Below are 12,896 nucleotides of genomic sequence, written 5' to 3'. Positions count from 1 at the left end.
GTTTATGATTAAATATTATTGATTAAATGAAAAGTTAAAAATTTTATTTATTTATTTCAGTTGTAAAGAAAAAGTCAAAAATGGTGGAAAAAACTCCCGATATTGATGTTCAGGCATGGAAAACGTTTATACGATATCGTCGTATAGCCACAGGATTGCTTGTCTTAATGGCTGTTCTAACACTAATTGGATATTTTTTACCATATTATGGTTTACTACAAGACAGTACATGGTTGCATGTTATTCGTGCAGGAACCCAGGCTGGATTTATCGGTGGGTTTGCGGATTGGTTTGCAGTGACGGCACTGTTTCGTCATCCGATGGGTCTGCCCATTCCACACACGGCAATTTTGCCCATGCAGCAACAGCGATTGGGAAAAGGATTAGGACGCTTCATTGCACGATATGTTTTTACAGAACATGAATTAAATGTTACGTTAAATAAGATTGATTTTCCAACAATCTTCGCTAATTATTTGTCAGACCCTGCAAATATGAAGATGTTTAGCACTCTATTGTTAAAATCGGTGCCCAGTTTGTTAGATCGTTTCGAAGATGGTCGTGCCAGTCAATTCGTTAGTCGAATTTTTGCACGTTTACTAGATGGAGAGTCGATTTCCCCTTTGGTTGTTAAATCTTTACGAACGATGATTGATAACGAACATCATCAAGAAGTTGTCTCGTTCTTACTACAAGTTCTTAAAAATAATTTAAAAGATAAAGAACAAAATTTAAAAACAATTATTCAAGATCGTGTCAGAGAGCAAGGTGGGCGTTTTGTGGGTTGGATGATTGGCAGCTCAATCGCAAGCAAAGTCTTACACGGTATCAGCAAGGAGATGGAACGGATCGACCCACAAAATTCTGAAATACGTCAAGGGGTCGCTGAATGGATTAAAAAAGAAATTGATAAATTCGAAAGCAATCCCGAACGGGGGGAAAAAATTTCTGAAGCTTTAAAAGTTTTTATCGAAAACGATAGTGTAAAAGAGTGGCGCGAAGATATTTGGCAAAAAATCCGTCGAATGGTTGAAGATGATGCTCGAAAAGAGGACGGATGGCTAAAAAATTTGATTGACGACATGGTATTATATTTATCGACGCAGCTACGCAACGATATTGCTTTACGCGAAAAAGTAACAAATACCATACGATCTGCTATTTTGAGGTCTTTACCTCGTACCCAAGAATGGTTGGTGGGGTTTACTGAGGCTGTTGTTACTGGGTGGGACAGTCAATCTTTGATTTCAAGGTTGGAATGTCGTGTTGGCAAGGATTTACAATATGTAAGGATCAATGGATCAATCATTGGTTTTTTAGTTGGTAGCTTATTATACATTATATTTTATGTTTTTTTTGACATTCAAACATAGTGATACATTCGAAAAATTTAATATTTATTCAACATTTACACAAATTGTTTATTGATTTTTTTTAAAAATCGTATTTATAAGATCTTATAAATGGACTAATGTAGTCCTATATAAAGATCATACTTTCGTTTTAAAGTATAAACTGGGTTTATTTTTAAGATTGAACAAGATTAATGTTGAAGCTATCAAAGCTAACAGACTATGCAACGATTCTTTTGATTCATCTAAGCCAACACCAGAAGACAGTCTCTTCTTCAGTATTGGCGGTGGAAACAGGGATACCTGAACCAACGGTGGCAAAAGTATTAAAAATGCTGACACGCTCTTCTTTAGTTAAGTCGTGCAGAGGGGCGGGAAGTGGTTATTTCTTAGAACATTCCTTAGCGGAAATAACGCTAGAGCAAGTTGTCAGAGCTATTGATGGTCCGATTGATTTGGTGAATTGTGACCAAGAAAGTTGTCGAATAACAACGGTTGAATGCAAGCTTAATGGCAAATGGAATATCGTAAGTCACCAAGTCAGAAGAGTGTTTGAAACAATTACTATCGCTGATTTAAAAAACAAACATGTTGCGACAGAATAGAATCGCATCGTGTTTTTAAAAAATAAAAATTCAAGAAACAGAGTAAAATGATGACGAAGCCAACTCAAGATCAGGCGCTATTAAAGCAGCTCGAGAATAATTCGTATAAGTGGGGATTTGAAACCAATATTGAGATGGATTTTGCCCCCAAGGGATTAAACGAAGATATCATTCGTCTGATTTCTGTGCGTAAAGAAGAACCTGAATGGATGCTGGAATGGCGATTAAAAGCTTATCGTTTATGGTTAACGATGGAGGCTCCAAACTGGGCAAAAGTTAATCATCCTGAAATTGATTATCAAGATTTACATTATTTTGCCGCCCCTAAAAAGAAACAAGGACCCAAGTCATTGGACGAGGTTGATCCAGAGTTATTGAGAACCTATGAAAAATTGGGGATTCCGTTAAAAGAGCGCGCCATCTTAGCAGGTGTAGAAGGGGCTGAAGAGGCAGATCATGCTATGCCTGTTGCTGTTGATGCTGTATTTGACAGTGTGTCTGTCGCAACAACATTTCGTGAGACTTTGGCCAAGGCTGGTGTTATTTTTTGTCCGATTTCTGAAGCTATTAAGACCTACCCTGAATTGGTTAAAAAATATTTGGGCAGTGTCGTTCCACAAGGGGATAACTATTATTCTGCCTTAAATTCAGCTGTTTTTACGGATGGCTCTTTTGTTTATGTGCCAAAAGGGGTACGTTGTCCGATGGAATTATCGACTTACTTTCGTATTAATGCAAGAAACACAGGTCAGTTTGAACGAACATTAATTATTGCTGATGACAAAGCTACGGTTTCTTACTTAGAAGGGTGTACAGCCCCCCAACGTGATGAAAATCAACTTCATGCTGCTGTTGTCGAATTGATTGCAATGGAAGATGCTTTCATCAAATATTCCACTGTACAAAATTGGTATCCAGGTGATAAAGATGGCAAAGGTGGGATTTATAATTTTGTAACCAAACGCGGGGCTTGTCGTGGTGCGCGTGCACGTATTTCATGGACGCAGGTCGAAACAGGGTCGGCAATTACTTGGAAATATCCATCTTGCATTTTACAAGGCGAGGGATCCATAGGCGAGTTTTATTCTGTTGCGGTGACAAATGGGCATCAACAAGCAGATACAGGTACAAAAATGATCCATATTGGGCCAAATACGCGCTCAACCATTCTAGCAAAAACAATCAGTGCTGGTAAGTCAGATAGTACATATCGTGGATTGGTTCGAATGTTACCTCGAGCAAAGGATGCGCGTAATTTCACAGAATGTGATAGTTTATTGATTGGTAATCAATGTGGGGCGCATACGGTTCCATATATCGAAAGCCAAAACAGTTCAGTTAAAATAGAGCATGAGGCAACAACCTCCAAAATTTCAGAAGAACAATTATTTTATTGCCAACAACGAGGCCTTTCAAAAGAGCAAGCGATAGGTCTGATTGTTAATGGGTTTTGTAAAGATGTATTAAAAGAACTTCCTATGGAATTCGCTGTCGAGGCGCAGCAGCTTTTGCAAATTAGTCTTGAAGGAAGTGTAGGTTAGGCGAAAAAATGAATAAGATTTTAGAAATTAAGAATTTACATGCATCTGTTATTGATGATTCTGCTGAGGATAGTCGCAAGGAAATTCTAAGAGGTGTTAATTTAACTATTCCTGCAGGGGAAACCCATGTGATTATGGGGCCTAATGGATCTGGTAAATCAACATTGTCTTATGTTTTATCAGGCCATCCAGATTATGAAGTGACCCAAGGATCTGTGACCTTTAAAGGTCAGGATCTGTTATCTATGTCTCCAGATGAACGTGCTGCTGCTGGGTTGTTTCTGGCTTTTCAAGCCCCTGTTGAATTGCCAGGTGTGAATAATGCTAATTTCTTGCGCACAGCAGTAAATTCAGTTCGTAAAGCCCGCGGTGAGGAAGAACTTGATCCTGTTAACTTTTTGAAATTGGTGAAAGAACTTGCGAAAAAGCTATCTTTTTCAACAGATATGTTAAAACGTAATGTGAATGTTGGTTTTTCTGGAGGGGAAAAGAAACGCAATGAGGTCTTGCAAATGACGCTACTACAGCCCTCTTTTGCAATTTTGGATGAAACCGACAGTGGTCTTGATATTGACGCGCTACGTATTGTTGCCGAAGGTGTTAAATCTTTACGTTCATCAAAATTTTCATCGCTTATTATTACCCATCATCAAAGATTATTGGATCACATTCAACCCGATTATATTCATGTTTTGGCAAAGGGACGAATTATTCATAAAGGTGGGCCAGAGCTTTCACGTCAATTAGAGGCAGAAGGATACGGACGTCTGGTTGGAGAGGCCGATGAATAAAGGGTCACAACACAATAAAGATTTAAAAGGATTAGAAGGGCTGCTGTCGCAAGTTACTGGAAAAGTCACGAACATTCAGCAACAAAAAGCAATTGCTTTTTTAACTAGTAATGGGTTACCAACCCGTAAAACAGAGGTCTGGAAATATACTGATCTAAAATGGATCAATCAGTATTCTTTTACTCAACCCCAATCTGTCTCTGATGAACAGGTTAAAATATGGTTGGCAAAGAATATTTTTTCTTCAGATGAGTTAGCAAAATTGCCGCGTCTCGTTACGGTTAATGGAAAAATTTATACTGAATTTTCAACTTTATTGAATCATCCCAGCTTTGATATTCAAAAAGATACGGGTCTGTATGGGAATCTAGCATGTCCCGATCGGGATGTTATGACAGCTTTGAATTATGCCATGGGTGGACAAGCTGTACAATTAAAGATTGCAAAAGGTCAACAAGGCGGAACTATTTTGCTTATTAATCTTGGTTACGCCACAGATGGTGAAACCATTGCATTTCATCCAAGATTTCAGGTAGTTCTGGATGATCACGCCCAGTTGTCAATCGTAGAATTTAATGTTGGATCAGGAATCTATTTTACGAATCCTGTTTGCGAATTTATCGTTGGTCCCCATGCGGATTTACAATATAACAAATTGGTAAATTCGTCATTGCAAAGTTATATTTGTTCTAATGCTTATATCAGTCTTGCTGATCATGCGAAATATCGTCAATTTTTAATGACCAAAGGGGCAGCTTTCTCACGACAAGAAGTTTATTTATCGCTTAAAGGTGAGTGGAGTGATGCTGCATTTCATGCTGTTCAGACGTTGAGTGGTAAACAACATGCTGATATTACCGCATTGGTTTCTCATCTTGCACCGCATTGTCGTTCTGAACAAAATGTAAAAAATATTTTGTCTGATCGCAGTCATGGGGTTTTTCAGGGGAAAGTTTATGTTGATCAGCATGCTCAAAAAACCGATGCACAACAACAAAATCAGGCATTGTTGCTTTCTGATCAATCAGAAATAAATACCAAACCTGAATTAGAGATATATGCAGATGATGTCAAATGTTCGCATGGGGCGACGGTGGGGGCACTGGATCAAGAGCAATTATTTTTCTTAATGTCCAGAGGTATACCACACGATCAAGCTAGGCAGATTTTAATTAATGCCTTTATTGCTGCTGCCGTCGATGTTGTAGAGGATCCAATTGCTAAGACATTGTTGAAAGAACAATTGGGTGTTGAGATTGTAGAGGATATAACATGATTAATTCATCAGTGCATTATGATGTTGAAAAAATCAGACAGGATTTCCCTATATTAAACCAAAAAATACGTGGTAAACCTTTCGTTTTTTTAGATAGTGGGGCCTCAGCACAAAAACCAATACAAGTTATCGAGGCAATGCAACATGCTGTATTTACACAATATGCCAATGTGCATCGTGGCGCATACAGTATGAGCGAGGCAATGACGGACCAATATGAAAATATTCGTCAAAAAATTGCAGATTTTATGGGGGCTAAAACTGCTGAAGAAATTGTTTTTACCAAAAATAGTACTGAAGCAATCAATCTGGTCGCCCATTCTTTTGGGTCGTTATTAAAACCAGGTCAAGGGGTTGTAATTACAGAGATGGAACATCATGCCAATCTTGTCCCTTGGCAGATGTTGCGTGATCGCATTGGAATTCATTTGCATATTGCTCCTATTACCGATGATGGAGATTTGGATTTATTGGCATTCGAGCAGATTTTGAGAGACCATGATATTGGACTGGTTGCTGTAACGCATATGTCTAATGTGCTGGGCACTATTAATCCAGTTAAAATGATTATTGAAATGGCTCATCAAAATGGTGCAAAAATCTTATTGGATGGCAGTCAGGGGATTGTCCATCAGCACGTTAATGTGCAAGATTTAGATGCCGATTTCTATGTCTTTACAGGCCATAAATTATATGGTCCCACAGGTATTGGGGTCTTATGGGGTAAAAAAGAACTATTGGAAATAATGCCACCTTTTATGGGTGGGGGGGACATGATTGATCGTGTCACTTTTGAAAAATCTACATGGGCGCTACCTCCAACTAAATTTGAGGCAGGTACACAACCTATTTTAGAGGTCGTAGGTCTAGGTGCGGCGATCGATTATGTTTTATCAATTGGTTACGATGCAATTATCCAGCATGACGAGAAATTGGTCGATTACACGCTTGCACAAATGGCTGCAATTGATGGCTTAACTGTTCTAGGTAATCCTGAAAAAAGAGGCGGTGTCATTGCCTTTACCCTTCAGAACGCCCATGCACATGATATCGCGACATTATTAGACCAAAATGGAATCGCCGTTCGAGCCGGAACGCATTGTGCTGAGCCGTTATTAAACCGTCTACATCAAACCAGTGTTGCCCGTGCAAGTTTTGGTTTATACACAACATTTGGTGAAATTGATTTCTTTATAAAAACATTGAAATTAATTCAACGAATGCTTATTAAATAAGTAGTATTTTTTTTACTATTTTATAGTATGGTTATTATTCTAACTTAACAAGTTTGATTGATCTATGAAACATATAGAAACATCTTTGGTTAATGACAGTAATCCTGCAAGTTCCTCTGAGAATATAGCGCAAGAATTGGCTAAACGACAGGACTGCGTTGACGTCTGGACACCTGATAATGAAGGGAATAAAGACGCGTCTCAAGCTTCAAAGACTCATAGTATCGATGAAAATGCAATCATTGATGCAATCTCTACGGTTTACGATCCAGAAATTCCAGTAAATGTTTATGAATTAGGATTAATTTATGCGATAGATTTGCATGATGATGGTCGGATTAATGTTGAGATGACTCTAACAGCTCCCAATTGTCCAAGTGCACAAGAATTGCCTGTAATGATACAACAAGCTATTGAAAAAGTGCCTGGTGTAACCCAAGTACAAGTTAATGTTGTTTGGGATCCTCCTTGGGACGTATCTCGTATGAGTGACGAAGCAAGATTAACTTTGAACATGTTTTGAACTTTTATCTATTCTATGCCTGACTTTATAACAACCTTTAACAAGGTTGTTTTTTTTTATCATAACTTAGCGTTTCGATATAATTTCATGTACTGATATAATGCAATTTCGTTTAAATATAATGCTTATTTAGAATTCAATAAGGTTTAGTATGTCCAAAGTTGCTGTCGCTTTATTCGTCAAAAATGAACGCGCCGATATTGCTGGTTGGATCGCATGGTATCAGGCGTTTGGCATAGATAGACTTTATATCTTTGATGATCATTCTACAGATGGGACGTATGAGATTTTGCAGGCAGCTGCAAAATTATATGATATTCAATTATTTCGAACTAATCCTATAGATCAACCAAATTTTTATTGGCGCCAGAGAGATGCATTCATGGCTGCTGCTTCAATGGCAAAAGGGCAGTATGATTGGATTGGATTTTTTGATGCTGATGAATATGTATATTTAACAGATCATGATCGATTTTCTGATTTTTTAGACCAGTTTCCACACGCAGATGCGGTGGCGATCAATTGGTGTATTTATGGAAATGCAAAAAGGGTATTATTTCCTAAGGGGCATGTTGTTGAAACATTCACCTATCATTCTTCTATGATGTTGGGTGATAACCAACAAGTCAAAAGTTTTATACGCCCTGAAAAATTAGGTGGAAATTATATTAACCCTCATCAATTTGACGTTGATATGAAAAAATATGTAGATACCGAGGGAAATAATTTCGAATGGCGTGGGCCCAATAAGGATATAACGTGGAGTGGGGCCAAGGTAATGCATTTCATTTGTCGCAGTATGGAGCATTATGTCGAACGTATTCGACGTAGAAAAAGTGATCTCGGCGATAGTTTTGAACATTGGCAGTGCTTTAGTCTACCATATATTAATATGCAGGATCAAAATCCTTTGCGCATGATGCCATTGGTGAATAAGCATTTTATCCAAATTGAAGAACAGCTTTGGCAGTATGCAAGACATAAAATGGAAGAAGAAATTTTCAAAGCTGCATTATCTTTTCATTCTGTTCCTTATAATATTCCAGCTTCTTCTTTTTCTCAGCAATCGTTGTACGATCGTCTAAAGAAACAAATACAAGGTGAGAGCGATAAACCAATTGTTGTCCGTTTAACGAATGGACATAAGAGGCATCTATATATTTCCAATTATTCTCAGAAATTGATGTTTGCTTCTGATTTAGAAGCAGAGATTAAATATTTGTTGCCTATTTATGGAATTGTTTTTCCGTATTTACCCAATTCCATTATCCTTACTGTTTTGTTTGAAAAAAAATATCATTCTACTCCTTTTGCTATCGATGGTCAGTTATTGCTGTTTTTTGAACATTATTTCCGACCAATATATCTTTCTGATATGCAAAAATACGCGTTAACTTCTCTTTATGATGAGAAATTGTTGGGATATTCGGCAGAGAATACTCAATCTGTATTTTTATATGATCGAAGTGCCAAGAAAGAAGATATGAATGATTTATGGGACTTAGAGGTTTGTTATCAAGATCAGAATCTTATCGACGATAACATTAAAGTCGATTTAATTGATCATCAAACAACATTAAAAGAACTATTGTCTGTTCTTACAATGATACCACACCACAACTATCGTGAATTTATTCGATTATGTGTGCATTTAAACGATTGTGAGAGGGCAAAGCTTAATACGTTATTACCTGGGATATTATCGCGTTTTCTAGAGTAATCAAAGCTAAGTCTGTTACGATATTGTAATGACTCAACTTTGTTTACTATAGGAAATTATAAAAGTGCTATTTTCTAAAAGGTGATAGCATAAAAGCAGGAACAAATTGTCCAAAACCAATAACGGGGGTATTATCGTCAGGCAGGGATTGTGATAACGGAATACGTGGAACAGGAAGGTTACTTTTTGACTTTCCTTGCTTTTGACGTTTTTGAGGTTGTCCATCTTTGGGTTTAACTGAATTTGATTTATGATTTTTTGATTTTAATGAAGTATTATCATCAGAAATTTCAATAGATTCGTTTTCCAAATCAAGACGAGGTATTGATGTTTTGGTTAATGTTTCGATTGCTTGGATAACTTCTAAATCATCTTCTGTTGCCAGACTATAAGCATAACCGCTGCGGCCTGCGCGACCTGTGCGACCAATACGGTGGACATAATCTTCGGCTTGGCGGGGTAAGTCATAATTGAACACATGTGTTAGCTGATCAATATCAATCCCTCTCGCTGCAATGTCAGAACATACTAGAAATTGAATATCGCCCTTTTTAAAGCTATCTAACGTTTTGGTACGGTGTTGTTGAGTTAGATCACCGTGTAATGCCTCACTTTGGAATCCGTGTCTTTTTAGAGATCGGGTTAGAATATCGACATCTCTTTTGCGATTACAAAAGATAATTGCGTTTTGCACTTCATCATTGCGTAATAATTTTCTTAAAACCGCTCTTTTTCTTTTTTCAGGAACAATTACCAATCCTGTTTCAATCGTAGTTGCAAGCGATGAAGGCGGGGCAACGGTGACTTCTTGAGGGTTAGAAAGAAAAGAATCGGTTAGTTTTCTGATATCGTCAGACATTGTAGCGGAGAGTAACAGCGTTTGTCTGTTTTTGGGCAAATATGAGATGATTTTTTCGACATCAGGTATAAACCCCATATCCAACATACGATCGGCTTCGTCAATGACAAGAATCTTGATCTGAGTCAGTAAAATTGCCCCCTTATCAAATAGATCCATCAACCTGCCTGGGGTTGCAATAATAATATCAACACCTCGGTTTAATGTTTCTTTTTGATCATTCATACTTTCCCCACCCATTAAAAGTGCATAGGAAAGTTTTAGATAATTGCTGTATTGCTTTAGATTATCTGCAACTTGTAAAGCAAGTTCACGAGTTGGTTCTAATATTAAGGCCCTTGGCATACGGGCACGTCCTTTACTGCTTGAAAGAATTTCAAGAATAGGTAAAGTAAATGACGCTGTTTTTCCTGTCCCTGTTTGTGCAATTCCAACCAAATCATGATTTTGCAAGATAATCGGGATAGCTTGGGCCTGGATCTGAGTGGGATTTCTATATCCCATCTCGTCGATAGCCTTCATAATTGGTTTTGATAATCCCAAATGACTAAATAAAACCTCATGATTAATTTGTGTGCTTGGAGAGGTTATATCAGAATTGGGTTGTGTTTTTGTTGCGTTATTAGAACTAGCAGGCAAATGAATTTCTACCATTTATGTCAATGAATATAAAACTGAATTGATTAAAATATAATCTTGCTTTTGTTATATTAATATAAACATAAATAATCAATGATTATATGTAATTTAAGATTGTAAATGTTATAGTGAAAATAACGTTTAAGAAATATATGTTAGAACAAAATCGATAATTCCTAAGAATACAATTAGTTTTAATGGATTGTTAATTTGTGTAAATAGGTTGGGTTTAGGACGTAGTGCTCGTCGTGCTTTGCGATATGACGTTGTAAAAATATAAAACTGCATTACAATCATTATCAAAATCAGTAATATCGATCCGTACACAGCCCACAATGTATGATCCTTAAAAGAAGGAGATATTAGTAAAGTTGCTTGCGTAATAAAGGCAATTGGGCCACTGATCCAACTAAATTGAAAAAGCTTTCGTAAGCACTGTAGTTGTACTGAATTTTTTTGTGTAGGATCCAGTAAGCTTAAACATGATTGCACACCAAAGGCATAGTAAAAAATGCTGCCAATCCATAAAGCCATTGAAATAGCATGTAATGTACAAATAGGCCCCCAATAAAAAGCGGTTTCAGACATGGTTTCTCCGTATACTCATTGATAATAAGATGATGTACTCAAATATAAAATTTTTATGTTAATATAAACCAATAAAATAAAAATTTGTGATGATTTTATTTTATTTCTATAAAAAGGGGGGCGCACTTTCATGATGCAAGATAGGATGACATTCGCACTTCCAACACCCAAGCAAATGGAAAAAATAGATCAAGAGGCTGCTAAAACGATTGCTGCCTCTCAATTGATGGAAAATGCAGGTTGGTGTGTAACAAGAGAGATTCTAAGACATTATTCTCCATGTCGCACGATTATATTATGCGGACCAGGTAACAATGGAGGAGATGGTTATGTTGTTGCCCGTCTATTAGCTAAGGAAGGATGGCCAGTTACAGTAATGGCCTTTGGTTCACCTAAAGCAGGTAGTCAAGCGGATAGTGCTGCAATGCAATGGATGGAAAAAACCATTTCTCCATCAGAAAATGATGTCGCACAGGCAGAACTGGTTATAGATGCGATTTTTGGAGCTGGATTAAAACGAGATCTCGATCCTTCGATAGTCGCAATTTTAAAAAAAGCTAAACGTTTGGTGGCTATTGATATACCTAGCGGAGTGGATGGTGCAACTGGTGCAATTTACGGATATGCGCCCCATGCAGAATTAACCGTGACGTTCTTTAGGGCTAAGCCAGGACATTATTTGTTTCCTGGAAAAGTTCATATTGGCAAGTTGGTAATAAAAGATATCGGAATTCCTCTACGTGTGTTGGATTGTGTCCCTATTTCTACATGGTTAAATGAACCTGGTCTTTGGCATCTTCCTGTTTCGGCGGTTGATGATTACAAATATCGTCGTGGAGTGGTTAGTATTATTGGCGGTGCCAAAGTAACGGGGGCTGCGCGTTTATCAGCTTTATCAGCTTTAAATAGTGGGGCAGGGTTAGTTTGTATTTTCCCAACAAGGCAAGACACCACTATTTATTCCTTGTCTTCACCTTGCCTGATGATTGATCATCACGACCTTGAAACTGTACTACATGATCAACGTCGACAAGTTTGGGTATGCGGGCCAGGATTAACCGAGAATGAAGTCAAAGAAAATTTACCACAATTGTTGGCTTCAAAACGACACGTTGTCGCTGATGCGGGTGCTTTCTTACCAGGTCAGAGTCATTTGTTGAAAGGTGTTTCAATTATGACCCCACATATCGGCGAATTTACGCGCGTCTTTGGAACTGTTGAATCGAATCGCATCCAAAAAGTTCAGCAAGTTGCAAAAGACATGGAGTGTGTCGTTGTATTAAAAGGGCCTGACACAATAATTGCTGGGCCCGATGGCAGAGTAGCGATTAATCAACATGCTTCTTCTAGATTAGCCACGGCAGGTTCTGGAGATGTATTATCGGGTGTTATTGCTACATTTCTTGCTGCTGGTATGAAACCATGGGAGGCAGCTTGTGCAGGGGTGTGGGTGCATGGTCAAGCAGCTTTATTGTGTAAGCACGATTGGCCATCGGCAGAAATGATTGCAGGTCATATGGGAAAAGCCCGAGATTTAGCGAAAATATCAGAAAAATAAAAAAAAAATTACTTTTTTAAAAAAGAGGTTGCTCAAATCAAAATAGTGCGTTAATAAAACAACCACAAAGCACGGATGTGCGGATGTGGTGAAATTGGTAGACACGCTAGACTTAGAATCTAGTGGCGTGAGTCGTGGGGGTTCAAGTCCCTCCATCCGCACCAAAAAACGAATTGCTAATAAGCACGTTTTTTTGAGCATGCATTAAA

Annotated in this window: 11 protein-coding genes and 1 tRNA gene; 10 read left to right on the top strand and 2 right to left on the bottom strand. The window is 37.8% G+C overall.

Translation table 11 applies throughout. The features are described from left to right. Nucleotides 1–80 precede the first annotated feature (80 nt). The 8 genes from QJV27_RS03230 to QJV27_RS03195 all read left to right on the top strand — a co-directional run bounded on the left by QJV27_RS03230 (nucleotide 81) and on the right by QJV27_RS03195 (nucleotide 9,043). Entirely contained in the window at nucleotides 81–1,373 is a 1,293-nt protein-coding gene (locus QJV27_RS03230; protein ID WP_281447541.1) for a DUF445 domain-containing protein, read from the top strand. Between the two features lie 173 nt (nucleotides 1,374–1,546). Beyond that, nucleotides 1,547–1,957: an RrF2 family transcriptional regulator gene (locus tag QJV27_RS03225; protein ID WP_281447540.1), complete on the top strand. Its 411-nt coding sequence runs from the start codon at nucleotides 1,547–1,549 to the stop codon at nucleotides 1,955–1,957. Between the two features lie 50 nt (nucleotides 1,958–2,007). Further along, nucleotides 2,008–3,498 carry a Fe-S cluster assembly protein SufB gene (sufB, locus tag QJV27_RS03220; RefSeq protein ID WP_281448961.1) on the top strand — a complete coding sequence of 497 codons (1,491 nt, stop codon included), beginning with the start codon at nucleotides 2,008–2,010 and terminating at the stop codon, nucleotides 3,496–3,498. Between the two features lie 8 nt (nucleotides 3,499–3,506). Continuing rightward, nucleotides 3,507–4,289 (top strand): Fe-S cluster assembly ATPase SufC, encoded by a 783-nt coding sequence (gene sufC, locus QJV27_RS03215; protein ID WP_281447539.1) that lies wholly within the window; start codon nucleotides 3,507–3,509, stop codon nucleotides 4,287–4,289. Continuing rightward, complete coding sequence (sufD, locus tag QJV27_RS03210) at nucleotides 4,282–5,565, top strand: Fe-S cluster assembly protein SufD (RefSeq protein WP_281447538.1); 1,284 nt, start codon at nucleotides 4,282–4,284, stop codon at nucleotides 5,563–5,565. The genes sufC and sufD overlap by 8 nt, the downstream gene beginning before the upstream one ends. Further along, nucleotides 5,562–6,800, top strand: a complete 1,239-nt coding sequence (locus QJV27_RS03205) for an aminotransferase class V-fold PLP-dependent enzyme (protein ID WP_281447537.1) — start codon at nucleotides 5,562–5,564, stop codon at nucleotides 6,798–6,800. Before sufD ends, QJV27_RS03205 begins: the two co-directional genes overlap by 4 nt. Before the next feature lie 64 nt (nucleotides 6,801–6,864). Continuing rightward, a complete protein-coding gene (locus QJV27_RS03200; protein ID WP_281447536.1) occupies nucleotides 6,865–7,323 on the top strand; it encodes an SUF system Fe-S cluster assembly protein in 459 nt (152 codons plus the stop codon). Nucleotides 7,324–7,474: 151 nt separating this feature from the next. Next, nucleotides 7,475–9,043: a glycosyltransferase family 2 protein gene (locus QJV27_RS03195; protein ID WP_281447535.1), complete on the top strand. Its 1,569-nt coding sequence runs from the start codon at nucleotides 7,475–7,477 to the stop codon at nucleotides 9,041–9,043. A gap of 67 nt (nucleotides 9,044–9,110) precedes the next feature. Here QJV27_RS03195 and QJV27_RS03190 read toward each other — a convergent pair whose 3' ends face one another. Both QJV27_RS03190 and QJV27_RS03185 read right to left on the bottom strand, forming a co-directional pair. Next, nucleotides 9,111–10,556: a DEAD/DEAH box helicase gene (locus tag QJV27_RS03190; protein ID WP_281447534.1), complete on the bottom strand. Its 1,446-nt coding sequence runs from the start codon at nucleotides 10,554–10,556 to the stop codon at nucleotides 9,111–9,113. Nucleotides 10,557–10,682: 126 nt separating this feature from the next. Beyond that, nucleotides 10,683–11,129, bottom strand: a complete 447-nt coding sequence (locus tag QJV27_RS03185; RefSeq protein WP_281447533.1) for a hypothetical protein — start codon at nucleotides 11,127–11,129, stop codon at nucleotides 10,683–10,685. Between the two features lie 130 nt (nucleotides 11,130–11,259). Between QJV27_RS03185 and QJV27_RS03180 the strand changes: the two genes are divergently transcribed. Further along, nucleotides 11,260–12,687, top strand: coding sequence for an NAD(P)H-hydrate dehydratase (locus QJV27_RS03180; protein ID WP_281447532.1), 1,428 nt, complete (start codon nucleotides 11,260–11,262; stop codon nucleotides 12,685–12,687). Nucleotides 12,688–12,766: 79 nt separating this feature from the next. Continuing rightward, a tRNA-Leu gene (locus QJV27_RS03175) sits at nucleotides 12,767–12,851 on the top strand. The last annotated feature ends 45 nt before the right edge of the window (nucleotides 12,852–12,896 follow it).

It is taken from the genome of Commensalibacter oyaizuii (genome assembly GCF_029953265.1).
In the GTDB taxonomy this organism is placed as follows: Bacteria; Pseudomonadota; Alphaproteobacteria; order Acetobacterales; family Acetobacteraceae; genus Commensalibacter; species Commensalibacter oyaizuii.
Note: the sequence above shows the minus strand (reverse complement) of the source record. Positions and strands in the feature narration are given on the sequence as shown.